We start from the raw sequence: 23809 nt of genomic DNA, 5'->3' as shown, positions 1-23809 counted from the left end.
AAAGACGACCCAGGTATTAGGTCGTCTTTCAATTTATTATAGTCTATAAATAAAATTATAATCTAATGATAGTTTGTTTTTATTCATGGAATAAAAAGCATAAAATATGCAAATGTACATCTAAGGTATAGTTTGAAAAAAGTAAGATTTACATTATATAATAAAGGTATCTGGAAAAATATAGATAAAAGAAATTAGGTGTATAACACATGAGAATGGATAAAAGTAAATTTATAAAAATTGCTACTTCAATAGGGGTATCATCTTTTTTATTAACTGGATGTGGCGATTATGAAGAAGATACTGCTCAACAAGAAAGTACTGCTGTTAAAACGGATGGTGGAAAACAAGGAAATGAACAAGAAACTTTACATTGTGATGATAAAACTCCTACCAATGAAAATGTAGAAAATGATGAGTTATGCAAGGAAATTAATCCATCGTTTTCATCGTATAATGAAAACTCACATTTACCGATACTGCCATTCGTAGCGGGATATTTATTAGCAAGCAGAACTTCAAATATGAATTATTCAGCAAAACCCAATGTAATGAAAAAACCGTATGCAAATAATATTATTCCATATCGTGAAAAAGACCAAAGTAGAACTGGTGGCAGCGGTGGTGGAGGATACTACGGTGGAACTAACAGTAACAACAATAATTCTTCCAATAAAGTAGATTTAAACAAACAACAGCCCAATTCCTCAAATAAAGTGACGCCAGATACAAATACGCCGAAATCATCTACTACTCAAACGCCGAAAGTGAATTCTGGTTCAAGTGGAATTGGAAACGCAAAAGCGCCAGCCGGATCATAACACGAAAGGATAATAGGATCATGTATACAGAACAAGAGCAGAAAGAGTATATGAAAGTATGGTTTTCACTTGCGGAAGAGGCTGGTCGGAATGGTTTTACGTGGCCGAGTCTATTAGAAAATGAAGAATGGAATCAATATATGGCAACAGGTATGTATCGTATGCCAGTAAAAACTTATACTGCTATTTCAAAAGCGACAGAGGAAGTTATGTACGTGTTATATAGAACGTATCAATATATTGTCAATACAACAGAAGATTTTCAAAAACTAGGATTTCCAGCTGAAACGTGGGAAATTGCGAGAATGAAACATATTGGTTTGTTTTCATATTTTACAAGGTTTGACTTTATCGTAAATGGTGAAGATATAAAGTTAATAGAAGTAAATTGTGACACACCAACAGGTTATTTAGAGCCGTCTGTCGCAAATGAAGTGTTATGCCGTTATCACGACGTGAATCACCCAAATCATATAGAAGAGCATATTGTGCAGGCGTGGGAACAAATTAAACATGACTATAATATAGGTCCTGAAGAGACGATATATTTTACTAGTTATGATTGGCACGATGAAGATTATCAAACAGTTCAATTTTTAAGAAGCTATTGCTTAGATCAATCAACAGACTATATAGGAATACAAGATATCGTCGTTACAGATGATGGTATATATACGCCAAGTGGCGAACGAATCCATTATTTATATAGACTATATCCAATTGAATATTTAGTTTCAGATACCGATAAAAATGGGAAAAGAATTGGACTTCAGCTTTTAGATCATATAGCGCAAGGAAGAGTGAAAATTATTAATCCACCTGCTTCTTTTCTTATGCAAAATAAAAGTGTACTCGCATTAATTTGGCAACTGTTCGAAGAGGGAGTTTTCTTTGAGAAAGAAGAGCGAAAAATCATTCAGAACTACTTCTTGCCAACATATTTTACAAATAAACCGTTTATAGAAAGAAATGAATCATATGTTTCTAAACCTTTATACGGCCGTGAAGGCGGAGGAGTATCTATATACGAAAATGATGAACTATTGGCTGAAGATAAAACGAAGTATTACTTTGAACAACGGAAAATATATCAGCAATACATAGAAATGCCTGACTATACAATTGACACATGGGATGGTCCGTATACTGGTAAACTATTAATTGGTTCACACTGTATTAGCGGGAGAGCCGCAGGGTTATTTTTACGTGTAGGCGAGAAAATAACGGGAAACTTATCGATGTTTACAGGGGTTACAATTGAAGGGTAAATGAAACGGAAGAGCTTATCAGTTGTGATGGGCTCTTTCGTTTATATATAGTGTTTGTATTGTTTTGACGTATCACTTTTATTTTTCTTCATACTGAAAAAACGTATGTAATTAAGCAAATTAGTTCAAATAGTAGAAAAGAGAATAAAGTTTTTTTATTTATCTGCTATTGTTATTTGAGATCGATATATTGTCATTTGATTATTATGCATGTGAATTTATAACCTTTTTTTGAAGTGACAGAAATGATTAAGTTAAAAATTAAGAAAAATATGATAATATATGTATGTATTAGTTTTAAAAAATGGGGGAACAATCGTGAAAATGAATGACATAGTGGCAAGTACACAATTGCCAAATACAATCAAAACAATTACAAATGATTTAAGAGAATTAGGGTTAGAAAAAGGAATGACGGTTATTGTGCATTCTTCGCTCAGTTCTATTGGCTGGGTATCTGGCGGAGCCGTTGCGGTAGTAGAGGCGTTAATGAAAGTTATTACGGAAGAGGGAACAATTATTATGCCAACTCAATCTTCGGATTTATCTGATCCGAAACATTGGTCAAGACCACCTGTACCTGAAGAATGGTGGCAAATTATTCGAGATAACGTCCCGGCGTTTGAGCCACATATAACACCAACAAGGGCAATGGGAAAAGTAGTTGAATGTTTTCGTACATATCCGAATGTAGTACGTAGCAACCATCCATTAGGAAGTTTTGCTGCATGGGGAAAACATGCGGAAGAAATAATGATGAATCAGTCGCTATCAATGAGTTTAGGAGAGGAATCTCCATTAAGAAAAATATACGATTTAGATGGATACATATTATTAATTGGTGTTGGATATGATTCAAATACGTCTGTACATTTATCTGAAGTACGTACTGGTGCATGTGAGTTAATAAAAGTAGGGGCACCAATTATAGAGAATGGTGCAAGAGTATGGAAAGAGTTTGTTGATATGGATTACGATTCTGATAAGTTTGTAGAAATCGGTGTAGAGTTTGAGCGAAAAGGAACTGTAACAAATGGAAAAATAGGAAATGCAACGTGCCGTCTTATGAAGCAACGAGATATAGTTGACTTTGGAACAGAATGGTTTCGTAAGAAAAATCAGTAAGGGATGGTTACAATGAAGGGGAAAAAGGTATTAATTACGAGTGGTGGTTGTTTAGAAAAATGGGACCAAGTGCGTGGTCATACGAATATGGCAAAAGGAACAATTGGTAGAATAATCGCTGAAGAGTTTATAAGTAAAGGAGCACATGTTATATATTTACACGGTTATTTCGCTGAGAAACCGAACGATGTAAACAATCAATTAGAATTACACCCATTTGAAGGAATTGTTGATTTACAAGATAAAATGAAAAGCATAATTACACATGAAAAAGTCGATGCGGTCATTATGGCAGCGGCTGGATCAGATTGGGTTGTAGACAAAATTTGTGATCAAGATGGTAATGTTCTTAATATGAATGGGAAAATTTCAAGTGATATAGCGCCAATTATTCATTTTCAAAAGGCTCCAAAAGTATTAAAGCAAATAAAAGAGTGGGATCCAGAAACCGTACTCGTTGGCTTTAAACTTGAAAGTGATGTAAATGAAGAAGAATTGTTTGAAAGAGCGAAAAATAGAATGAAAGAATCTAAGGCAAATGTAATGATTGCAAATTCACCACATTCTTTATATTCACGTGGAGCGGTGCACTACGTAATTGGACAGGACGGTAAAGGGAAGTTATGTAATGGGAAAGATGAAACGGCGAAAGAAATTGTCAAAAGGTTAGAGGTACTATGTAATCACATTACTGCTTTATAATTTTAAGTATTTGGATAAGAGTGAATCCGCATAGTATATATAGGTAAGCGAAACTTTAATTTATGGGAATTTTACTTTTACACAAACGTTAACCATTCAAGATGGATACATAAAATAATTGGTGAGGAGTGGATTCTATGGAACATTTATTAAAGCAAGCGATTAAACTAAGAAATGAAAAGAAATATGCGCAATCTAGAGAGATACTAATGGGGTTAACCAATTTTACGCGGGATGCAGAAGTGCTTTTTCAATGTGCCTGGATACATGATGTAATGGGACTTGAAACAGACGCTGTGCCGTATTATGAACAGGCAATTGCAAATGGTCTTGATGGTGAGTCACTTTGCGGTGCATATATCGGTCTTGGAAGTACATATCGTTGTATAGGTGAGTATGACAAAGCAATTACAGTTTTAGAAACAGGTTTGCAGCAGTTTCCGGATAATGACGTGATAAAAGTATTTTTATCATTAGCAAAATATAACGTTAACGATCATGAATCCGCGATGAAATTATTACTTGAAACGGTTATAAAAGTAGACGAAGTTAAAGAATTTGAACGTGCGATTACATTTTATAAAAATCATTTAAACGAGGTTTTTAAATAGAGGAGTGAACGTATGAATGCCACACTATCACGAAGGCGAAAAGGCATTTGGATTGGACTCGTATCTTTCATCTTGTTATCAAACTATTTATTGTATGCCCTTCCGATTGTACCAGCCGCTCCGAAAGAAGTAGTGCTTGGTTCTTTGTTAGATTGTATGTTTGTAATTCCGGTTATTACATATTTCTTTATTATTCGAAAAAGATACTCGCTAACGTATATATTTCCTGTCGTAATAGCTGGATATATATTTGCGAGATTTATTATTCCAAGTGACTATTTACAAGCTTTTTCAAACGTTTCTTATATTATAGTTGCGGGAGAAATTGCTTTTGTAGGTCTAGAACTATTCCTGTTGTATAAAATCGTTAAAGTACTTCCTAATACAATCAAAAGATATAAAGAATATAGAAGAGAATATTCTTCATTTTCTTATGCGATTGATGCAGCGTTTGATGCTACTATGAAAAGAAATAAATTAGTAGATATCATTGTAACAGAGTGTAAGTTAATCTATTATGCATTTTTATCGTGGCATATAAAAGTACCGGAAGGTGAATCCGTATACTCATATCACAAAAAGACCGGTGCAATAGGTGTATATATCATGATCATTCATGCGACCATAATAGAAAGTATTGGTTTTCATTATTTACTTCATCAATGGAATCCAGTAGTAGCATGGATTTTACTTATTTTAAACGCATACGCAATGTTTTATTTTTTAGCTGAAATACAAGCAATGCGTAAAAATCCAATTATTGTTACAGAAGAACGAGTAATCATTCAAATCGGATTAGGAAAGAAAATTGTTATACCATTTACACAAATTGATAAAATTGCGTTTTATAAAGGCAAACCTTTAAAGAAAGAAGAAGAGAAAGAGGTTCTTGACGCAACTGTGATGGAATTTATAAAGGAACCTCCGACATTTGAAATAACGCTAAAAGAGCCAGTGAAAGCACAATTGTTATATGGATTTTCTAAAACAGTAAGTCGTGTTCATTTAAATGTTGATGAGGAACGGAAGTTTTATGATATGGTTACGGAAAAGTTGAAACATGAATAATACTATTGGAGTTCCTTCTAATTTAGAAGGGGCTTTTTTGTGGAGTAGAAAATGAGATTATATGGATTTTATCTTTAAAAACAAGAAACAAATTAACTGAACGTTTTCTTAGTGGAAATATAAAGGGGTATAATGAAAGAACTAAAATAAAAGGGGAAATAAAAAATGAGTTGCTTACGTACGTCAGACATTGAAATTATTGAAAGAAAAATCCGATATGATGGTACAACTATAGATCATGCTTGTTTACTAATAGAAGCGCAGCAGGACAAAATTATTTTATATCATGAAGTACAGTATTCTTTTACAATGGCAGCAAACGATAAGAAGTTAACAATCCCGAAAGGAAGTTATACAGTTGCATATTACTGGGTAAATCTTCCATATAATTTATACGTTTGGAGAGATCAGGATGGGGGGTATCTAGGTTCGTATTTTAATATTGTAAAGAATACATGTATAACGGATGAAGTGGTATCCTTTGAAGATTTAATCCTTGATATTATGATACTTCCAAGTGGAGAATTTTTTATATTGGATGAGGATGAATTACCTGAGTCGTTAGAACAATTTGAAGACGGGTATGTAGAAAAGGCTCTTCATACAGTCAAAAACACAATTCAAGAGTCACTTCCAAAAATCATTTCAGAAACTGCTACTCTTTATAAAAAAATAAATATCGTTCATTAAAACCTAGTTGACTTATCGGAAATATTTGTATAATATGTAGTTAATTCTATAACGTATTGCTGATTGGAGAAACCAAAGGCATTTTATCTATTGATAAAATGCCTTTGGTTTTTTTATTATACAAATGCTGAATCTATTCATTTAAATGAATCATTTCAAGGAGGGGAAGAAGTGACTGTTTCAATTGATGGGGTATCAAAATATTTTTCGAAACAAACTGGTACGGTTCAAGTATTAGAAGATATTAATTTTCAATTAGAGAAAGGTGATTTTGTCACTGTAATCGGACCGAGTGGTTGTGGGAAAAGTACGCTTTTGAAAATTGTTGCGGGGTTAGATAACGAATTTGAAGGTGAAGTTATCATCGATGGAGAGCAAATTGTAAAACCGAGTAAAAAACAAGGTTTTATTTTTCAAGAACATCGTTTATTTCCGTGGTTAACAGTTGAAGAAAATGTTGCTGCAGATCTGTCGTTAAAAGATAAGTATGTAAAAGACAAGGTAAAGGAATGGGTTGAAATCGTTCGATTGGATGGTTTTGAAAAATCATATCCGAAAGAAATTTCAGGCGGAATGTCACAACGTGTTGCGATTGCGAGGGCTTTATTAAGAGATCCGAATGTATTATTACTTGATGAACCATTTGGGGCACTGGATGCTTTTACTCGAAGTCATTTGCAAGAAGTGCTGCTGAACATTTGGGAACAAAAGAAAACGACAATGATATTTGTTACTCATGATATAGACGAGGCGATATATCTTTCAAACCGAATTATCATCATGAGTGCAAAGCCTGGGAAAATACATAAAGTTATTGAAAATAGTTTGCCTTATCCGCGAAATAAAACTTCTCAATCGTTCCAACAACTTCGAACGAAGGTGCTACATCAGTTTGAACACGGGGGACTGATTCAAACAAGTATATAGGAAAAGGGTGGATTATATATGTATAAAAAATGTAAGGTTCTTTCTTTTGCATTAGTTATATCTTTACTTTTATTAGGATGTGAAAAAAACACTGCAAGTAGTAAGAAAGAAGAGGTAACAATACAAATTGGTATACAGCAAGGATTAAGCCCGCTCTTACTGGCACAGAAAAAAGGGTGGTTTGAAGAGGAGTTAAAAAAAGAAGGAGTTAAGGTGAAATGGACAGAGTTTCAAAGCGGACCTCCTTATTTTGAGGCAATCGCATCAAATCGGTTGGATTTTGGTGAAGTGGGGAACTCCCCAGTTATTTCAGCGCAAGCTGCAGGTATTGAATTTACTGAAATTGCTAATACAAGTTATGCGAGAAAAGGAACAGGGATTCTTGCACAAAAAGATAGCAAGATTACGAGTGTAAAAGATTTAAAAAGTAAAAAAATTGCAGTAGCAAAAGGAAGTAGCGCATTTAATTTATTATATCGAGCATTAGAAAAAGAAGGTATAAATGCGAAAGATGTAAATGTCATTCAACTGCAACCAGATGAAGCGCAGCCGGCATTTGAATCCGGATCAGTAGATGCATGGGCCATTTGGGATCCATTCATTTCACTACATACGTTAAATAAAGGGGCAAAGGTTATTGCAGATGGTGAACTATTAAATGTTTCTTCACCAGAGTTTTTAATTGCGAGAACAAAATTTGCGAAGGAACATCCAGAATTAGTTGAGAAATTCCTTAAAGTTTATGAAAAAGCACGTGTATGGCAAGAGTCAAACTTAGATGAAGCGATAAAAATATATACTTCTGCAAAGAAGATAGATGAAGAAATTGTAAAAGAAGTGTTTGATCACGACAAACCAATTTTAGTTCCGGTAACGAAAGAAATAATAGCCGAACAGCAAAAGTCAGCGGATTTTCAATATAAGCTCGGCTCTATAAAGAAAGAAATCAAAACAGATAAAGTTGTAGATAATTCTTTCGTAGAAAAAGCATTAAAGGCGAAATGAAAAGAGGTTTTGTAAATTGGAGAATACGAAAGCTGTTATGAAAAGGGCGAGTATAACGATTGGCAAAAACAATGTAAAGAAAGTGCGAAAGACGAATGTAAAAGTGCTAGTAAGAGCGATTACTATACCGATTATCGTATTAATTATTTGGCAGTTAGCCGGCGTATTCGATTTAGTTTCTAAAACAGTTTTACCAACGCCATTAGATATATTACTAGCTTTTCAAGAACTTATTAAAACAGGAGAGTTATTCGGTCATTTAAGTATCAGTGTATTTAGGGCTGCGGCTGGTTTCTTTATCGGCGGGAGTTTAGGAATTATTTTAGGAACGATTGTTGGATTTTCAACGAGAAGTGAGCAATATTTAGATCCATCTGTACAAATGTTAAGAACTGTACCTCATTTAGCTGTTGCGCCACTTTTCGTATTATGGTTCGGTTTTGGAGAAACATCGAAAGTATTATTAATTGCGGACGGTGCATTTTTTCCTCTATACGTAAACGCGTTTTTAGGGATACGAGGTGTAGATTCAAAGTTATTCGATGTTGCCAGAGTGTTAGAGTTTAGTAAAAGAAAATTAATTACAAAATTAATTTTACCAGCAGCATTGCCGAACCTATTACTCGGAGCAAGATTATCATTAGGAGTTGCATGGGTGAGTTTAGTAGTAGCAGAACTTATGGGGTCTACAGAAGGTATCGGCTATATGATTATGGATGCAAGGCAATTTTCAAATACAGATATCGTATTTGTCGGCATTATTATTTTTGCATTCGTTGGAAAGTTTTCTGATTCACTCGTACGTTTACTAGAAGTGAAGTTTTTAAGATGGCGAGATAATTTTAAAGGAGAGACAGGGAATTAACATATAAAGTGAAACTTTAATCAGTAGGGGACATCCCCCACTGATTATCAGCCCTCACCAATCGGGATCTTACTGCCCGCAAATAGCGGGGTAAATTATTAGGGGTAATTTATATAGAGTATGTTAGTATACGTTTCAAAATAAATAAGGGGTGTGTAAAGATATGGAATTATTATGGTTTATTCCGGCATATGGAGATGGTCGATATTTAGGAACGACAAAAAGAGGAAGAGCAGCTGAATATGGTTATTATAAGCAAGTTGCACAGGCAGCTGATTATTTAGGATATACTGGTGTATTACTTCCAACTGGTCAAGGTTGTGAAGATCCATGGGTGTTAGCATCAGCTCTTGCGGCTGAGACAGAGAAATTAAAATTTTTAGTAGCAGTTAGACCAGGGTTAATGTCACCGACAGTTGCAGCGAGGATGGCATCTACATTTGATAGAATTTCAGATGGGAGATTACTTATTAATGTAGTAGCTGGAGGAGATCCTGTTGAATTGCAAGGTGATGGATTGTATCTTGAACATGATGAAAGATATGAAGTTGCAGATGAATTTTTAAAGGTTTGGAAGTCAGTATTACAAGGTGAAACGATCTCTTTAGAAGGAAAACATATTAAAGTTACGGAGAGTAAAGTTGTATTTCCTCCGGTTCAAACACCGTATCCACCAATTTATTTTGGCGGATCGTCCGCTGCAGGTAAAGAAGTTGCGGCTGAACATAGTGATGTATATTTAACTTGGGGAGAGCCACCAGAGCAAGTGAAAGAGAAAATAGATGAAGTAAAAAAACTTGCGGAAGAGAAGGGGCGTAACGTACGATTTGGTATTAGACTACACGTAATTGTAAGAGAGACAGAAGAAGAAGCATGGGAAGAGGCTGAAAGGTTAATTCAATATGTAGATAATGAAACAATTGAGCTCGCTCAAAAAACATTTGCAAGATATGATTCAGTTGGACAAAAACGAATGACACATTTAAATAAAGGAACGAGAGAGTCGTTAGAGATAAGTCCTAACTTATGGGCTGGAATTGGGCTTGTAAGAGGTGGTGCTGGCACTGCGCTTGTTGGAGATCCGCATACAGTAGCAGAAAGAATAAAAGAATATGAAGCGTTAGGAATTGATACGTTTGTATTATCAGGATACCCCCATTTAGAAGAGGCATATGAAGTGGCAGAACTGTTATTTCCTTTATTGAAAGACGAGAAGGAACAAGAAAATAAAATTGTTGGTGAAATGATAGCTGATGCATATGCATTAAAAAAATAGTGAGAAATAAAGTTGAACCAATCGGCTATTAACAGGCAGTTTCACTTATGTTTTGCTTCATTTTGTTTACTGCCTGTTAATACGGGATAAAAAAACTCGCAAGTATTTCACTTGCGGGTTTTCGTCGTAAACTATTAGAAAATATGGTAAAATTAAATAGTAACTTAAGGTACGGTTGGTTGTTCAATTATCACTTCTCCAAATAGGAGGGGGGTGATAATACGTGAGTGAAATAGCGTTGCTACTGCAGGGTGGACTGTTTCTCGTTGCATTGTTAACGTTCGTCGTCGTTTTAATAGACAAGCTCAAAAAATAACAACCCACCTATGCCAATAGAATGTGGGTTGTTTTGTTTGTAAGAAACAAATAGGATAAATGAACAATCCAATCTGCTAAGTTACGTGGACTAGTGTGTAGCCGCACACTGGTCTTTTTTATTTATTTACAATTAATAATTGGTTTATGTGATTGTATTGTTCTTTTCATACTTATTATAACACAGTGTCTTTTCATCAAGAAAGGAGACCGTATGTTCTGATTTCGATTAAATAGTAGGTTTTTTTTCTTTAAATAGCCCATCCATATACTGTTTTAAAGTTTGGACATAAAATTCCTGCCTATTTACATCATTTACGCCGACAATTGGAGATGAAAGTTCATATCTCTTTTCTGATAAATGAACGACAACGTCAAATATATCAAATAGACGAATGAAACAGAACAGGCCATCTTTATCACTTAATAAAATAAAGTAATGGTTCTCGCTATTTGTATTTAATGTATTCCATAAAGAACTTTTACTTAAATCGCGAACTATACTTTTTTCTTTTAATTCCATAAAATCGGCATTTGATAGAATGTTAGAAATAACAATCGCATCTGGATCTTCAAAATAGCCATCAACAGCTTGGACAGCGAAAGTATAAGCTGTTTTTAATACACTCATTTTGTATTTACGGTTATCTAAAAGTAATTCACGTTGAATAGAGCTAGCTACTTTCGTTACACGTTCTTCTTTCCAAATTTCATTATGTAGCGAAATATCGTGCTTTTTACATAGTTTCATAATTAATGCATTGGAATAAAGTATTTCATCACTTACTTCAACAACATCTGTCTCAGCAGCCGCAAGTTCCTCACCATGTTCATTCGTATAGAGCGGGGAATCAATTTGTTTTTTCATTTGCTCAATCTTAAATTGACTTAATTTATGCCGAATTAAGGGGCGATCAATATTTGCTGTCATTTGTTCATGGCAAGTATCACAAATTGAGTTTGTGAAATAATATCCACATAATATTTCGGGGATGACATATTGTTCACTAAGTTCTTTCGTATCTTTTCTGCATATGATGCATTGTGTCATTTTTATCACCTTTACCTGCAAATTTGTATGTAATCTCATTGTAGTGTATTTATTGGTATTTTGGAATATTGTAAAGGAAAATATTATGTGAAATTCTTGCTTATTTTGGTACAATGAAGAGAAGTGCTAGTTTAAAGGAGGACGTTTTTTTGAAATCGAAAGTGCACTTTTGGACATTAGAAGTGCTAATGGTTGTAGCGATCATATTTATTTGCACAAAAATATCGTTTCTATTTCAACCGATTGGTATCTTCATATCAACGTTGTTTTTCCCAATCTTAATCGCGTTATTTTTATACTTCATATTTAACCCATTGTTAGTCTTTTTGGAGAATAAAAAAGTACCTAGAAATTTAGCGATTTTACTGTTATATCTTTTTATTATAACATTAACTGCAGTTGGAGTTGGGGTAGTTGTTCCAACGATCTCGCAACAGTTAATGGATTTAGTAAAAAATATGCCCGGTTATATTAAAGAGGGAAAACTATACATACAAGATTTATCCCATCATAGATTGTTTGAATGGTTATCTACACAAAACTATGTTTCCATTGAAACAATTGAAAAAAATGCAATTGAATACTTAAAGGATATACCAAACACAATTACGTCGAGTGCAACGGCTTTATTTGGTATTATAACGAACGTCGCATTAGTTATCTTTACAGTACCGTTTATTTTATTTTATATGTTTAAAGATGGACATGCGTTTCCAGGGAAAGCAGTTAGTCTATTACCTGAGTCTTACCGTGAAGAAGGACTTCGTATCATTAAGGAAACGAACGAAACATTATCTGCATATATTCAAGGACAAGCGCTCGTTTGTATATTTGTAGGTGCTTTTACTTTTATCGGTTATTTAATTATCGATTTACCGTACGCTTTCGTTTTAGGAATTATAGCAGCATTTACAAATATCATTCCTAACCTAGGTCCATTTATCGGTGCAGCACCAGCTGTTATTGTAGGTCTGTTCGTATCTCCGATGCAAGCGTTGTACGTAATTATTATCGTAACAATTGTACAACAGTTTGAAAGTAACATCATTTCACCGCGTATTATGAGTTCAAAATTAAATATCCATCCGTTAACAATTATTATTTTAATTTTAGGGGTAGGTAACTTTGCGGGAATTATCGGAATGATTTTGGCAGTACCAGTTTATGCAGTAACAAAAACAGTTGTATCGAACTTAGTGAGATTGTTTAAGACGAAACGAAGTAATCGAAAATAGTATAAGTTGAGAAAGATACACCGCTTTTTAAGTGGTGTATCTTTTGTTTGTTAATCAATGTAAAAAAGTGTATGCATAAACTTTTATTATATATTTATTACATATCAAATATAATGATAAACTTGTATGATATAGCCCCAATAAAAATTATGTTATGTGGAATCCCTCTGAACTATCCAAATCATTTCCTTACAGCGTGCTAGCAACATCATAATCGACCCCTTTCAAATTTTATATTTTTAAAAGATTATAGATGAGAGTAGTACTTGCTTCTACGATCTCGAATTTCGTCTATAACCTGTTTATATTGTTGTTCTTGTTTTAATTCCGCATCAGAATAGTTTTTTTTCTGAATTGTAATTGTTAAAAAGAAAAGGTGAAACTTCATGATACATTCCTCCTTTCGAAAGGAATTATAGATGGCTACAGTAGTGACTTTGACGTTCTTTTACATCCTCCATAGCTTTATTAATTTGATGGTCATGCAATATCTCACTGTCTGAGAACTTAGTTTTGTGAATGGTGATCGTTAAAAAGAATACTTTAAATTTCATTTGTTTTTTCCCCTTTAAAAGTTATTTAGAAAAGACGGCTGTAATAAGAAGCTTGGTGCTCTTTCACTTCGTCCATAATAGTTTGAATGTGTTGCTCACGCAAAATCTCACTTTGAGAAAGCTTACGTTTTTGAATGGTGATTGTTAAAAAGAATGCTTTGAATTTCATGAAGGTATTGCTCCTTTAAAATATATTTTTAATACATTTGCGTATAGTATGAACTTTTAATGTCAGTCATTTTATCAGTCAGTTGTTTTAATTGTTGTTTACGAATGATTTCATCTTCAGATAAAGTGTTTTTCTGAAGTACAGTTGTAAAAAAGAAAATATGAAAAGTCATAAATGAATTCCTCCTTTCGAAAAGGAATTACAGGTGATCACAATAAAGCGCTTGGCGCTCCTTAACATCATTCATAGCTTTTTCAATTTGCTCATTATGAAAAATTTCATCTTTGGAAATTGTATTTCTTTGAATCGTAATACTTAAAAACAATACGCTAATGGTCATCGAATGTTGCTCCTTTCTTTAAAAAATAATATAAGAGGCTAAAAAATCGCACAAAAAAGCCACAGGAAGATATAGTTCTCCTATGGCTGGGCGTCAAAAGGCCACAGGAAAGTATACGACCTCCTGTGGCGAATTTATGAATTAATAGAAATAAAGTGCGATTTTCAATTCTCCATTAGGGTGGTCGAATTCATATTTAATTGTCCGAAAAACAAAGGTGCAGTTAACGCTAAAGTTAAAGCATGTAATTGTAATTTCATCATTTCCTTCGACCTCCTTTTAGAATTTTTTCTTACGTTAGTAAGTATATACAATTAATGGATAATTGTAAACATAAAAAATGAAAATTTTTAATTTTGATTAAAATGCGTATATTTTAAAGGGTTTTGGAAAGAAGTATTGTAATGAACGAAATATCGATAAAATGGGGGATGCTAAATGAAATATATGCATCGTAATGTAGTTGTTATGCTAACAATTTTTTTATGTATTACTGCTTGTTCTAGCGGAGAAAGAATAAAAGAAATATCTGATGTTGAACCTAGTGACTTTAAGAAATATGCTGGGACATACGTTGGTAATAACTCAGATGTAGTTGCAATTGTTAATCATTTACCCGGTGGTGATACATTTCAAAGTATTAGTTTGGAGAATGAAAGTATAAAGGTAAACTATGGTGCAAATGGAACTCTGACAGAAGACATGGTTGAGACGTATTGGTTTGATGGCAAGGACACAATGGAGAAGAATTTTCTCTTTAACGTTATTTATCTAGCGATTTTAGTACCAAATGCGAAAAGTTACGAGTTTCAAGTAGAAAATAAAAATTTCACGATAAAAAGAGAAGATATACTATCAATCTTGTATGAAAAATTTGATGATTTTCCAAAAGAAAATGATATATGGGATAAAAAGAAAGTAGTAAAGTTCCTTAACGATAATAGCGAAAAAATTACAATGTTTATAAATGAGAAAGAGTTTCGGAAATCTATATTTGTTAAATATCCAGTGCAGTAGTTGAAATGATAGGAGGAGAATAGGTGGAGTTAGTATACAAAATTACTTATCATCGAATGCAAGATCATTATTTACCTAAGTTATTACAGGCAATTAGCCTCGTTAGTGAAGAAGATTTGTGGAAACAAAGGGACTCTATTAATTCAATTGGTGGAATCGTACTGCATATTAGTGAACATATACAGAGAAATACTAGTCGTTATAAAAATCCAAATATAGTTTTTGAAAAGGGAATCGAGGAGTATTTTCCAGTAAAGCGACAACGTACTGAAGTTTTGCTACAGTACGTTGAAGAAGTATTTGATGAATGGAGAAAAGCATATTTACAAGCATGCGAAGAAAAAAAGCATATGGATCTTCATAGCTTATTACATTTAGCGGAGCATACAAGTTATCATTTAGGGCAAGTAGTAGATCGTACAAAGTCCATAACGGAACAACAATTTAACTTTTGTCAAAATGGAATAAATGAAAAGAATTTGAGAACAAGAGTTGAAACTTTGGAATTTTAGAAAAGAGAGTCATTCTTAAACGAATGACTCTCTTTTTTTGTAAAAGAAATTTATGGAAATAAAAATTTTAATGTGGTATGGTTAATTACATAAGTAATGAACCTAAGAACCTAAGGTGGTGAAATTGTGAAACCTACTCTGGAGCAAAATAAATTAATATACTTACAAATTGCAGAAACGATTGAATCTGATATTTTAAAAGACATATTACTTGAAGAAGAACAAGTTCCATCAACAAATCAATTTGCGAAGATGTTACAAATAAATCCAGCTACTGCAGCTAAAGGGGTAAATGTATTAGTGGATGAAGGGATTCTATATAAAAAGAGAGGGATTGGGATGTTTGTTGCAAAGGGAGCGAAAGAAGTCGTACTTAAAAAAAGACAAAATACTTTTATGACTGAATATTTACCTAAAGTGTGGGAAGAAGCAAAAGTACTAGAAATATCCAAAGATGAATTGATGGATATGATTCAAAAAATTACGAAGGAAGGGAAATAGGGATGATTGCACTTGAAACAAAAGCCGTAACGAAAAAATATAAAAAGAAAATAGCAGTAAATGAAGTAACGATTTCATTGGAAGAGCATAAAATATATGGTTTGCTCGGTAGAAACGGGGCAGGAAAAACGACACTATTAAATTTACTTGCAGGCCAAATTACTTCAAGTAGTGGAAGTATATCAATATTTGGCGAACATGTTTTTGAAAATAGTAAAGCGATGCAAAATATTTGTTTTATTAAAGTGAAAGAAGCTGCGTATCTAAATAATAAAATTAAAGAAATTTTTAATTTATGTAACATGTTTTATAAAAACTGGGATCAAGAGTTTGCTGAAGAACTTGCCAAGAAATTTCAACTTAATTTGAAAGAAAAATACCATAAACTATCACATGGAATGCAAACTGTTGTAGGAATTATTCAAGGATTAGCAAGTAGGGCGCCAATTACCATTTTTGATGAACCAACTACAGGTTTAGACGCAGCACATCGCGAGTTGTTTTATAGTTTACTACTAGAAGATTACGGTGAGTATCCACGAATAATAATATTATCAACACATTTAGTAGAAGAAGTAACCCATGTTATTGAAGATGTAATCATCATAAAAGCAGGCGCACTTGTTGTTCAATCATCGGTGGAAGATTTATTGCAACAAGCTCATATTATTTCAGGAAAAAAAGATAAAGTAGATGAGTTTTCGATAAATAAAAAAATAATAAATCGAGAAGTTTATGGAAATAAGGGGATTGCTGTTATATGGGAAGAACTTTCTAATGAAGATTATTACTCTCTTGAAAAAGAAGGGTTACTGATTGATAGAATTACATTACAAAAACTATTTATACACATAACTGGTGGTGAAGTGAAATGACGATGTTAATGAAGCAAATGCTGCTCATTTAAATGGAGCGAACATTGGTTATTTACCTGAAATTATAAATAACCCTTCAATAGCAATTATGTTATTTATAGTAGGGAGTGTTTTCATCATACAAGATGAGCTATTTCGTTTAGCAGTTTCATTCGGTGTAACGAGAATACAATATTTTATCGGAGCAATTTGTTACATTGTACTTCAATCTGCATTATTTTCATTTCTTCAAGTTATGCTTTTACAAGATTTAAAATATAACTTAGTAAATGTTAATTTTGGACAGCAATCGGTACAACAATTTATTTTGCAATTTTTATTTTATGTTACAACAGCATGTTTCTTTCAAGTGGTAGTAGTTTTTAAGCAACGATTTAAGTGGATTGGTCTTATGATTGGTGGAACACTTTTCTTATCAACAAATAGTGTGCTTTATGGGGAAGCAGGAGTAACCAGTTTATTATTTACGAGTGATGTATCCTCAGTAGATATTCCATATTTTACTGTTATTTCAATTGGATTAACTGTTCTTTATATCATAACTAGTAGTATATTTATTCGAAAAGTATCATTCGAAAAAACGATTTAAAATAGTATTAGATTACTATAGAGAGAAGGGTAGCAAATGGGAGACACATCTTCACTCATTACATTTTTTTTATGCATTGCACTAATAATATTCTGGCGTCGTTATCGATCTATGTATAAACCTATAAAGGGAACTGGGCTACGTATTTTGTGGCCATTATTATTTTTAACACCGGGTGTTTTATGGTTTTTTGGTCCCGTACATCCAGCTATAGTACAAGTAGTTATAGCAGTATCGATTGGAATTCTTCTCGCCGTACCACTTATAGTTTTAACAAATTATGAACGAAGAGATGATGGGAATATTTATACGAAAAAAAGTGCAGCTTTTTTAATTACTTTTATTGCACTTGTCTTTTTAAGATATGGTTCAAGACAATATATTGTTGACTTAGATCAACAAACAATTGGTTTATTATTTTATGTTGTTGCTGTCTCGTATATTATTCCTTGGAGAATTGCTTGTTATATAAAGTTTAGGAAAGTTTGGCGGGAAAATAATAATCATGCTTTATAAGAAAAAACTTTTCTTTTGAGAAGTTTTTTCTTTTTATATGTAATTGAAATCATTTGTTGAAGTGCAAGCTACCATACAATATGATGAATATAAAAAGAGAAAGTAGGGGATATAAAAATGCGTACAATTTTACTTTTTCTAAACGACATGTCTATTAATGAAATAGAGAACATTAGGAAAAAATATGATCCTTTATTTGGTTTAATCCCACCGCATATTACAATTGTATTCCCATTTGAAAGCTCGATTTCAAATGATGAGCTGAAATTACATATTTTAAAATTATCAAAAGGGATACAAGAGATAGAAATAGAATTTGCGAATCAAATTTCGGGTGAAGGGGAATATTTATTTTTACGAGTTGAAAAGGGGCAAAAACAAATAGAAGAACTACATGACTTGCTATATACAGGAGCCTTATTACAATTTTTGAAAGAAGATATTCCGTATATACCGCATGTAACAGTCGGGAGAAAAGAACGTACTGAGTTAGCTGCTGAAGTAGCTAAGGATATTCATAATTTCCCTGAAAAGTTACAATGTATAGTTGATAGAGTTAGTGTAGAGCGAATTGGAGAGAATGGGGAATCAATTATAGAATTTGAAGTACCGTTGCAAAAAAGCTGACAAGTGTCAGCTTTTTTTATCCGTAATATGAAGTAAAGCACCAATCGCACCGCTATTACCACCATCTCGTAAAAAGATTGGTGTTTTCTTTTGATATTTTGTGTAGTTACTAATAATATTTTGAAGGTGTACGTTATTACATAGAGTGGAACCAATATAAATAATATGGTCAATGTTTTTTGTTTCGGCGAATTGAAGGCTTAATGCAGTAACAACTTCACCGACAAGTCCTTGCACAGTTGCTAGTATATCAGCACTACTAAAATTTGAATCTGTTTTGGTAGCTTTACCAAAATTGCTTGCAGTTAAGCTATTATCAATAGGAGAGAGAATGCCACCATAAATATCACCGACCGTAATATCTAGTTCTTTTCTAGAACCTAATTTTGTTAAAGGAATCACATCTTCAAAATGATCTATATTTGTTAACAATTTTGAAAGCCCCATAATAGTACCACCGCCAACACCCGTTCCACCAGCTCGAATATATTTTTCATTATAAACGTAATGAATGGAAGTACCTGTACCTATATTTGTTAAAATAAAGTTGTTTATATCATATTGCTCTTCTTTTAATATGTATCGGACACCTACAAGAGTAGCTTCAAATTCGTTTAGTTCTACTATATTATATGAGTCTGAAAGTAGTTGCTGTAATTGTTTTGCTTTACCACCTGTTATACATATTTGTTTTATACGAGTGCTTTTCTTAAGCCAATCTATTATTTTATCTTGTTCATTTGAATAAAATTTTTCAAAAGCTAATTGCTTTTGTTCGTTCAAATAAGCAATTTTCGTTAATGTTCCTCCAGCATCGATACCGATAGTACTTTCCATTTTCCTGCTCCTAACCAAGTAATTTGTTTACTCTGTTCATGTTGGTGAGACGAATTTGTAGGAGGGAGATATCCTGACGAATTACATCGTCTCTATTCTGCTTGATATATTAATAGCTTTTCTATAGTTACAATCGGCTGATCGTTAATAGTTGCAGTACCTTTACCGAGAATAAAACCTCGACGATTGCGAGTAAGCTTATAATGTAAATCAAGTTTATCACCGGGATATGCGTTTCCATGGAATTCAACCCCATCCAACGAAGAGAGGAAGCCTAGACCTTTAGAGTCACTTGTATTTACAAATGCACTAAGCTGAGCAAGTGCTTCTACAATTAACATATGAGGCATATGTTTTTGATTATCATTTATAAACCACTCATTATTTGAAATCAGTTTATATCCCGTAACAGATTCACCATGTTTTACATTTGTTACTTTATCAATCATTAAAAAAGGATAACGATGAGGAAGAGTGTCTTGAATATGCATATGAAAATACCTCCAATAAATAATACCCCTGCTACAGTTAAGCAGGGGAGTTATCATTAATTTTTAACTAATTCATTTACTTTTTCAAGAGAAAAAATACCGCTTTTTCTAATGTTTTCAACAACTTGTTGTAACACTTCTTTATCTTGAACAAGTGCAATACGTACAAAGCCTTCTCCATGAGGTCCAAATGCATGACCTGGTGTAACAACGACATTCGCACGATCCATTAATGCATAAGCAAAATTTATCGAAGTCCAGCCTTTCGGAATTTCGGCCCAGACGAACATACTACCAGCTGGTTTATCAACATTCCAACCAAATGTTCGGAATCCATCAACTAAAGTATCTCTACGTTCTTGATAAATACCGCGATTTTTCTCACAAAACGCAGCGCCATTTCTTAGTGCCGCTGATGCCGCTTTTTGAATTGGTAAAAACACACCATAATCTGTATTTGATTTAAATTGAGTAAGTGCACGAACAATTTCTTCGTTTCCAATCATATATCCAATACGGCTACCTGCTAAACTATAACTTTTTGATAAAGAGTTGATTTCTACTCCAACTTCTTTAGCACCAGGTACAGAGAGGAAGCTAATTGGTTTATTACCATCAAAATAAAATTCAGCATAAGCAAAATCATGGACAACAATAATGTTATGCTTTTTCGCGAATGCAATTACCTCTTTAAAGAAATCTGCATGAGCCATTGCTGGAACCGGATTCCCTGGGAAGTTTAAAATCATCATCTTCGCTTGATCGGCAATTTCTTCAGGAATTAGCTCTAAGTTAGGTAAGAAATCATTTTCTTTCTTTAATGGCATGTAGTAAGATGTTGCACCAGCCATTTGAATTCCAGTTTCATAAGCTGTATATCCTGGATCCGGAACTAATATAATATCTCCCGGATTTGCATAAACCATAGGTAAATGAACGAGTCCGTCTTGTGAACCCATTAATAATAAAACTTCTTTATCGGCATTTAATTTAACGTTATGAGTGTTGTTGTAATATTCAGTTACAGCTTCGTGAAATTCTGGAATACCACTTAATGTGTATCCATAGCTTTCTTTTTCACTTGCTGTATGTACCATTTCTTCTCTTACGAAGTCAGCAGGCGGCATATCCGGATTCCCGATACTTAAATCAATCATTTTGTGACCTGCTGCAATTTTTTCTTTTTTATAAGCCCCTAATTCACTAAATATAGAAGATTGGAATGCTTTCATTCTAGTTGCTAACGTGTAAGTCATCAAAACCCCTCCTAAAAACAGTGTTTTCTTTCTGCGTTTTTAATTATTCTGAAAACACATGTTTACATTTTATCATTTTTTTATGAAAATTAAAACGATTGACAAATTTAGAGGGAGGATAATAAGGAGAAACATATAAGACGCAGAAAATATTTTCTGCGTCTTATATGAAGTGTAATCATTTCTTTTTATATGTACATAACTTTTCCACTGCATAAAAGTATACATTTAATTTGCCATCGACAACTTTTAAAGTTTGATCCGATGTAAATGAGTTACCATAATCAATGTGATATACATTAGAATTCTTTACAAATGAGCCTTTGTATAAATCTTCTTTTTCCTTTGATGTTTGCATCTCCACTAAATATTGAACAATTTTTTCTTTCTTTTCTTCTTTTACAACTGTTTCAAATTTATAAGATGCAGGGCAAAGACCATTTTTGTTGTCAACGACTTCCCAAGAACCGTATATATCATTATTGCTACATCCGCTAAGTAGAACGATGAATATTGGAATAATTAATAGAACCTTTTTCATTTTGTACTCCTTTCTTTTCATTTTTAATAAACGTGCGAATACGATACGAATATTGTAATAAATAAAGTTTAAATTTTTATAAAGAATTATTTAATTTCACATAAAAATTTAGGCGGAATTGAAAAAGCATGAATCTAGTGTAAAGTCAGATCCATGCCGAGTACAGTAGCCTATGTTATGTCTCTTTTGAGGAAAAATAAAGAGGAAAATAGGATTACTATCCCATTTAAAATATATATAATTGCAACAATGAAGGCTAGCCCACCTGCGCCAAATCCAGCTTTATCAAATATAGAAGCGAATGCTACGGTAGCAAAAAAACAATAGGAGTTAGTATTAAAAAAATGAAACCTGCGATAATTCTTCTTTTAAGGTTATGTCCAGATAAGGAAATTGCTAAAAAGTTTATGATGCTAAACAGAGCTAATACAAAAATAAAGATACTAAATAACTGCATACCATCAGACAATTTCGCACCTCCTGTATATATCATGTTAGTATACTGTATTCGAAAGTGAAAGAGGGTACTCCTTTAAATAATTATAATAAGCGTAATAAATAAGGCTTTATATAACAAAGACGCATGGATTAATCTAATATGGTCCATGCGTCTTTATTTATGCTATAAATTCGCAGATTGCGAAGGTTGTTTTTCATATTGTTTCTGTTTAGATAATGAAATGAAAATAATTAATAATGAAATCACACCGAAAATGAGAACCATATATTGCAATCCAATCGTATCTAAGAAGAAGCCTGTGCCGAGTAAGACAATTTGGAACATAACTCTCTCAAACATATTACGGAATGAGAAGAGACGACCATGATAGCTTTTTTCCACTTTCGTTTGGAAAATTGTCGACATAATAGGGAAGAAGCAACCAACACTAAAACCAAATAAACCAAATGATGTAAGAGACATCCATTTTATATCGCTAAAGAACAAGGAAAGGTGTGCAAAAGCGGTACAAACAGCGAAGAAATATAATAATTTTTCAGGTTTGAAATGGTCAGATAAACGTTTAATAACGAAGGCCCCTAACATAAATGCGACACCTTCAATTGTATATATAAAGCCTTTAATCGTTGGATCATGTTGCATTTCACTAATGTTGATTACCATTAAATTAAATCCGGCTATAAATAATAGAGGGATAATACTTAATATAAGTGCTGTAAAAGCAATAGGAATTCCTTTTAAAATACGAAATACTTCCATAAAGCTATTATCTTTCGCAGCTTGTTTACTTGGTGTTGTTGATTTCTTATCTTCGAATTGTAGGAAGAAAGTTGAGAGGAATAATAAAGCGTATGCTGCCATTGAGAAGGCATACATATACTGTAAACTCATTACAACTAAAAGAATTCCACCTAGTGAAGTACCTGCAATACGAGCGATTGTACCTACATTCATATGTACACCGTTCATCTGTAATAACTCATGCTCACGTACGATGAGTGGAATTACAGATTGTAATGCAGGGAAGTAAAATGCTGCAGAAATTTGAAGAGCAACCATAAATGCAATCATGAAGGCAATGCTTTCAAATTGGATAGCGAAAAACATAAAAATAACACTAATAACGCGACCGAACCCAGCATAAAGAAGAACTTTTTTCTTTTCATACTGATCGATAATACGACCAGCCATAGGACCAACTAGTACACCAGCTAATAGTCCGATAAATAATATAACTGATTTCATGAAATCAGAAGGGACATATTTTTGCATAAATTCAAGGTTGCCAAGAATACCAAGCCATAGCCCTAGACCAGCAATAAACTCCCCAATTAATACAATCCAAACATTTTTATTATGCCACATAATGTAAAACCTCTCCGTCTTTTAAAATGAAAAACTCGTATATAAAACCTCCTTATTTTATGTATTATTTTTAACGAACTTTTTTAGAGTCAGAGTCTATATTACGTGTTTCATGAGTGGATTTCAATCTTTTTGATTTGTCAAAAATTTGATTTGTTAGTTGCTAAAATAAGCAATGAAAATGTAAAAATTTTATGATG

At 33.1% G+C, this 23809-nt stretch carries 30 protein-coding genes and 2 pseudogenes; 20 read left to right on the top strand and 12 right to left on the bottom strand.

The window, feature by feature from the left end:
• Positions 1 to 209: 209 nt before the first annotated feature.
• The 12 genes from RBB48_RS24505 to RBB48_RS24450 all read left to right on the top strand — a co-directional run bounded on the left by RBB48_RS24505 (position 210) and on the right by RBB48_RS24450 (position 10674).
• Entirely contained in the window at positions 210 to 821 is a 612-nt protein-coding gene (locus tag RBB48_RS24505) for a hypothetical protein (protein ID WP_088063770.1), read from the top strand.
• Positions 822 to 841: 20 nt separating this feature from the next.
• Positions 842 to 2089, top strand: coding sequence for a glutathionylspermidine synthase family protein (locus tag RBB48_RS24500; protein WP_306008202.1), 1248 nt, complete (start codon positions 842 to 844; stop codon positions 2087 to 2089).
• Positions 2090 to 2413: 324 nt separating this feature from the next.
• A complete protein-coding gene (gene aacC / locus RBB48_RS24495; protein WP_306008204.1) occupies positions 2414 to 3214 on the top strand; it encodes a BA2930 family N-acetyltransferase in 801 nt (266 codons plus the stop codon).
• Between the two features lie 12 nt (positions 3215 to 3226).
• Positions 3227 to 3916, top strand: coding sequence for a phosphopantothenoylcysteine decarboxylase domain-containing protein (locus RBB48_RS24490; RefSeq protein ID WP_048566190.1), 690 nt, complete (start codon positions 3227 to 3229; stop codon positions 3914 to 3916).
• Between the two features lie 137 nt (positions 3917 to 4053).
• Positions 4054 to 4527: a tetratricopeptide repeat protein gene (locus RBB48_RS24485; protein WP_306008201.1), complete on the top strand. Its 474-nt coding sequence runs from the start codon at positions 4054 to 4056 to the stop codon at positions 4525 to 4527.
• Positions 4528 to 4539: 12 nt separating this feature from the next.
• On the top strand, positions 4540 to 5595 hold the full coding sequence (locus RBB48_RS24480) for a hypothetical protein (protein ID WP_098189762.1): 1056 nt from the start codon (positions 4540 to 4542) through the stop codon (positions 5593 to 5595).
• A 165-nt stretch (positions 5596 to 5760) separates the two neighbouring features.
• Positions 5761 to 6285 (top strand): ribonuclease FAU-1 family protein, encoded by a 525-nt coding sequence (locus tag RBB48_RS24475; protein WP_088063766.1) that lies wholly within the window; start codon positions 5761 to 5763, stop codon positions 6283 to 6285.
• A 171-nt stretch (positions 6286 to 6456) separates the two neighbouring features.
• Positions 6457 to 7212: an ABC transporter ATP-binding protein gene (locus RBB48_RS24470; protein ID WP_088608859.1), complete on the top strand. Its 756-nt coding sequence runs from the start codon at positions 6457 to 6459 to the stop codon at positions 7210 to 7212.
• An 18-nt stretch (positions 7213 to 7230) separates the two neighbouring features.
• A complete protein-coding gene (locus RBB48_RS24465) occupies positions 7231 to 8217 on the top strand; it encodes an aliphatic sulfonate ABC transporter substrate-binding protein (RefSeq protein WP_306008200.1) in 987 nt (328 codons plus the stop codon).
• Positions 8218 to 8233: 16 nt separating this feature from the next.
• Entirely contained in the window at positions 8234 to 9082 is an 849-nt protein-coding gene (locus tag RBB48_RS24460) for an ABC transporter permease (RefSeq protein WP_048566196.1), read from the top strand.
• 163 nt (positions 9083 to 9245) lie between these two features.
• Complete coding sequence (ssuD, locus tag RBB48_RS24455; protein WP_098133257.1) at positions 9246 to 10358, top strand: FMNH2-dependent alkanesulfonate monooxygenase; 1113 nt, start codon at positions 9246 to 9248, stop codon at positions 10356 to 10358.
• A gap of 223 nt (positions 10359 to 10581) precedes the next feature.
• Positions 10582 to 10674 carry a putative holin-like toxin gene (locus RBB48_RS24450; RefSeq protein WP_001289320.1) on the top strand — a complete coding sequence of 31 codons (93 nt, stop codon included), beginning with the start codon at positions 10582 to 10584 and terminating at the stop codon, positions 10672 to 10674.
• Positions 10675 to 10902: 228 nt separating this feature from the next.
• Here RBB48_RS24450 and RBB48_RS24445 read toward each other — a convergent pair whose 3' ends face one another.
• Complete coding sequence (locus tag RBB48_RS24445; RefSeq protein WP_060487133.1) at positions 10903 to 11724, bottom strand: HNH endonuclease; 822 nt, start codon at positions 11722 to 11724, stop codon at positions 10903 to 10905.
• A gap of 149 nt (positions 11725 to 11873) precedes the next feature.
• Here RBB48_RS24445 and RBB48_RS24440 point away from each other — a divergent pair, with 149 nt between their 5' ends.
• Positions 11874 to 12959 carry an AI-2E family transporter gene (locus RBB48_RS24440; RefSeq protein ID WP_000837880.1) on the top strand — a complete coding sequence of 362 codons (1086 nt, stop codon included), beginning with the start codon at positions 11874 to 11876 and terminating at the stop codon, positions 12957 to 12959.
• A gap of 247 nt (positions 12960 to 13206) precedes the next feature.
• Here RBB48_RS24440 and RBB48_RS24435 read toward each other — a convergent pair whose 3' ends face one another.
• The 5 genes from RBB48_RS24435 to RBB48_RS24415 are packed head-to-tail and all read right to left on the bottom strand — an operon-like array spanning position 13207 to position 14022.
• Positions 13207 to 13347 carry a YrzI family small protein gene (locus RBB48_RS24435; protein WP_064473550.1) on the bottom strand — a complete coding sequence of 47 codons (141 nt, stop codon included), beginning with the start codon at positions 13345 to 13347 and terminating at the stop codon, positions 13207 to 13209.
• A 25-nt stretch (positions 13348 to 13372) separates the two neighbouring features.
• Positions 13373 to 13513 (bottom strand): YrzI family small protein, encoded by a 141-nt coding sequence (locus RBB48_RS24430; protein WP_064469812.1) that lies wholly within the window; start codon positions 13511 to 13513, stop codon positions 13373 to 13375.
• Positions 13514 to 13538: 25 nt separating this feature from the next.
• The gene (locus RBB48_RS24425) at positions 13539 to 13682 is read right to left on the bottom strand and encodes a YrzI family small protein (protein WP_017560126.1); all 144 of its coding nucleotides are present in this window, start codon (positions 13680 to 13682) and stop codon (positions 13539 to 13541) included.
• Positions 13683 to 13710: 28 nt separating this feature from the next.
• Positions 13711 to 13854 carry a YrzI family small protein gene (locus RBB48_RS24420; RefSeq protein ID WP_000142721.1) on the bottom strand — a complete coding sequence of 48 codons (144 nt, stop codon included), beginning with the start codon at positions 13852 to 13854 and terminating at the stop codon, positions 13711 to 13713.
• Positions 13855 to 13881: 27 nt separating this feature from the next.
• Positions 13882 to 14022 (bottom strand): YrzI family small protein, encoded by a 141-nt coding sequence (locus RBB48_RS24415; RefSeq protein ID WP_000156189.1) that lies wholly within the window; start codon positions 14020 to 14022, stop codon positions 13882 to 13884.
• A 438-nt stretch (positions 14023 to 14460) separates the two neighbouring features.
• Between RBB48_RS24415 and RBB48_RS24410 the strand changes: the two genes are divergently transcribed.
• The 7 genes and pseudogenes from RBB48_RS24410 (at position 14461) to RBB48_RS24380 (ending at position 18659) form a co-directional block, all read left to right on the top strand.
• Complete coding sequence (locus RBB48_RS24410; RefSeq protein ID WP_088608858.1) at positions 14461 to 15039, top strand: DUF4825 domain-containing protein; 579 nt, start codon at positions 14461 to 14463, stop codon at positions 15037 to 15039.
• A 23-nt stretch (positions 15040 to 15062) separates the two neighbouring features.
• Entirely contained in the window at positions 15063 to 15551 is a 489-nt protein-coding gene (locus RBB48_RS24405) for a DinB family protein (RefSeq protein WP_306008199.1), read from the top strand.
• A gap of 126 nt (positions 15552 to 15677) precedes the next feature.
• Entirely contained in the window at positions 15678 to 16052 is a 375-nt protein-coding gene (locus RBB48_RS24400) for a GntR family transcriptional regulator (RefSeq protein WP_000805192.1), read from the top strand.
• Between the two features lie 2 nt (positions 16053 to 16054).
• Positions 16055 to 16927 carry an ATP-binding cassette domain-containing protein gene (locus tag RBB48_RS24395; protein WP_098133254.1) on the top strand — a complete coding sequence of 291 codons (873 nt, stop codon included), beginning with the start codon at positions 16055 to 16057 and terminating at the stop codon, positions 16925 to 16927.
• Between the two features lie 16 nt (positions 16928 to 16943).
• Positions 16944 to 17516 (top strand): annotated as a pseudogene (locus RBB48_RS24390) (DUF4052 family protein); the annotation flags it as partial.
• A gap of 36 nt (positions 17517 to 17552) precedes the next feature.
• A complete protein-coding gene (locus tag RBB48_RS24385) occupies positions 17553 to 18032 on the top strand; it encodes a CcdC family protein (protein ID WP_098133253.1) in 480 nt (159 codons plus the stop codon).
• 117 nt (positions 18033 to 18149) lie between these two features.
• Entirely contained in the window at positions 18150 to 18659 is a 510-nt protein-coding gene (locus tag RBB48_RS24380; protein ID WP_306008198.1) for a 2'-5' RNA ligase family protein, read from the top strand.
• A 6-nt stretch (positions 18660 to 18665) separates the two neighbouring features.
• Here RBB48_RS24380 and coaW read toward each other — a convergent pair whose 3' ends face one another.
• From coaW to RBB48_RS24350, 6 genes and pseudogenes are all read right to left on the bottom strand, one after another.
• Positions 18666 to 19496, bottom strand: coding sequence for a type II pantothenate kinase (gene coaW, locus RBB48_RS24375; RefSeq protein ID WP_306008197.1), 831 nt, complete (start codon positions 19494 to 19496; stop codon positions 18666 to 18668).
• 92 nt (positions 19497 to 19588) lie between these two features.
• Positions 19589 to 19987: a 3-hydroxyacyl-ACP dehydratase FabZ family protein gene (locus RBB48_RS24370; protein WP_088063756.1), complete on the bottom strand. Its 399-nt coding sequence runs from the start codon at positions 19985 to 19987 to the stop codon at positions 19589 to 19591.
• A 56-nt stretch (positions 19988 to 20043) separates the two neighbouring features.
• Positions 20044 to 21243: an LL-diaminopimelate aminotransferase gene (locus RBB48_RS24365; protein WP_142291760.1), complete on the bottom strand. Its 1200-nt coding sequence runs from the start codon at positions 21241 to 21243 to the stop codon at positions 20044 to 20046.
• A gap of 178 nt (positions 21244 to 21421) precedes the next feature.
• A complete protein-coding gene (locus tag RBB48_RS24360; protein WP_061673347.1) occupies positions 21422 to 21784 on the bottom strand; it encodes a hypothetical protein in 363 nt (120 codons plus the stop codon).
• Positions 21785 to 21954: 170 nt separating this feature from the next.
• A pseudogene (locus RBB48_RS24355) lies at positions 21955 to 22241 on the bottom strand (hypothetical protein).
• Positions 22242 to 22406: 165 nt separating this feature from the next.
• Complete coding sequence (locus tag RBB48_RS24350; RefSeq protein WP_306008196.1) at positions 22407 to 23609, bottom strand: MFS transporter; 1203 nt, start codon at positions 23607 to 23609, stop codon at positions 22407 to 22409.
• Positions 23610 to 23809: the final 200 nt, after the last annotated feature.

It is taken from the genome of Bacillus sp. MMSF_3353 (assembly GCF_030733445.1).
Lineage (GTDB): Bacteria > Bacillota > Bacilli > Bacillales > Bacillaceae_G > Bacillus_A > Bacillus_A wiedmannii.
Note: the sequence above shows the minus strand (reverse complement) of the source record. Positions and strands in the feature narration are given on the sequence as shown.

Coding starts and splice junctions, on each gene's coding strand:
- RBB48_RS24505 (WP_088063770.1), top strand. CDS start 210: ATGAGAATGGATAAAAGTAAATTTATAAAAATTGCTACTTCAATAGGG.
- RBB48_RS24500 (WP_306008202.1), top strand. CDS start 842: ATGTATACAGAACAAGAGCAGAAAGAGTATATGAAAGTATGGTTTTCA.
- aacC (WP_306008204.1), top strand. CDS start 2,414: ATGAATGACATAGTGGCAAGTACACAATTGCCAAATACAATCAAAACA.
- RBB48_RS24490 (WP_048566190.1), top strand. CDS start 3,227: ATGAAGGGGAAAAAGGTATTAATTACGAGTGGTGGTTGTTTAGAAAAA.
- RBB48_RS24485 (WP_306008201.1), top strand. CDS start 4,054: ATGGAACATTTATTAAAGCAAGCGATTAAACTAAGAAATGAAAAGAAA.
- RBB48_RS24480 (WP_098189762.1), top strand. CDS start 4,540: ATGAATGCCACACTATCACGAAGGCGAAAAGGCATTTGGATTGGACTC.
- RBB48_RS24475 (WP_088063766.1), top strand. CDS start 5,761: ATGAGTTGCTTACGTACGTCAGACATTGAAATTATTGAAAGAAAAATC.
- RBB48_RS24465 (WP_306008200.1), top strand. CDS start 7,231: ATGTATAAAAAATGTAAGGTTCTTTCTTTTGCATTAGTTATATCTTTA.
- ssuD (WP_098133257.1), top strand. CDS start 9,246: ATGGAATTATTATGGTTTATTCCGGCATATGGAGATGGTCGATATTTA.
- RBB48_RS24445 (WP_060487133.1), bottom strand. CDS start 11,724: ATGACACAATGCATCATATGCAGAAAAGATACGAAAGAACTTAGTGAA.
- RBB48_RS24435 (WP_064473550.1), bottom strand. CDS start 13,347: ATGAAGTTTCACCTTTTCTTTTTAACAATTACAATTCAGAAAAAAAAC.
- RBB48_RS24430 (WP_064469812.1), bottom strand. CDS start 13,513: ATGAAATTTAAAGTATTCTTTTTAACGATCACCATTCACAAAACTAAG.
- RBB48_RS24425 (WP_017560126.1), bottom strand. CDS start 13,682: ATGAAATTCAAAGCATTCTTTTTAACAATCACCATTCAAAAACGTAAG.
- RBB48_RS24420 (WP_000142721.1), bottom strand. CDS start 13,854: ATGACTTTTCATATTTTCTTTTTTACAACTGTACTTCAGAAAAACACT.
- RBB48_RS24415 (WP_000156189.1), bottom strand. CDS start 14,022: ATGACCATTAGCGTATTGTTTTTAAGTATTACGATTCAAAGAAATACA.
- RBB48_RS24410 (WP_088608858.1), top strand. CDS start 14,461: ATGAAATATATGCATCGTAATGTAGTTGTTATGCTAACAATTTTTTTA.
- RBB48_RS24395 (WP_098133254.1), top strand. CDS start 16,055: ATGATTGCACTTGAAACAAAAGCCGTAACGAAAAAATATAAAAAGAAA.
- RBB48_RS24385 (WP_098133253.1), top strand. CDS start 17,553: ATGGGAGACACATCTTCACTCATTACATTTTTTTTATGCATTGCACTA.
- RBB48_RS24380 (WP_306008198.1), top strand. CDS start 18,150: ATGCGTACAATTTTACTTTTTCTAAACGACATGTCTATTAATGAAATA.
- coaW (WP_306008197.1), bottom strand. CDS start 19,496: ATGGAAAGTACTATCGGTATCGATGCTGGAGGAACATTAACGAAAATT.
- RBB48_RS24370 (WP_088063756.1), bottom strand. CDS start 19,987: ATGCATATTCAAGACACTCTTCCTCATCGTTATCCTTTTTTAATGATT.
- RBB48_RS24365 (WP_142291760.1), bottom strand. CDS start 21,243: ATGACTTACACGTTAGCAACTAGAATGAAAGCATTCCAATCTTCTATA.
- RBB48_RS24360 (WP_061673347.1), bottom strand. CDS start 21,784: ATGAAAAAGGTTCTATTAATTATTCCAATATTCATCGTTCTACTTAGC.
- RBB48_RS24350 (WP_306008196.1), bottom strand. CDS start 23,609: ATGTGGCATAATAAAAATGTTTGGATTGTATTAATTGGGGAGTTTATT.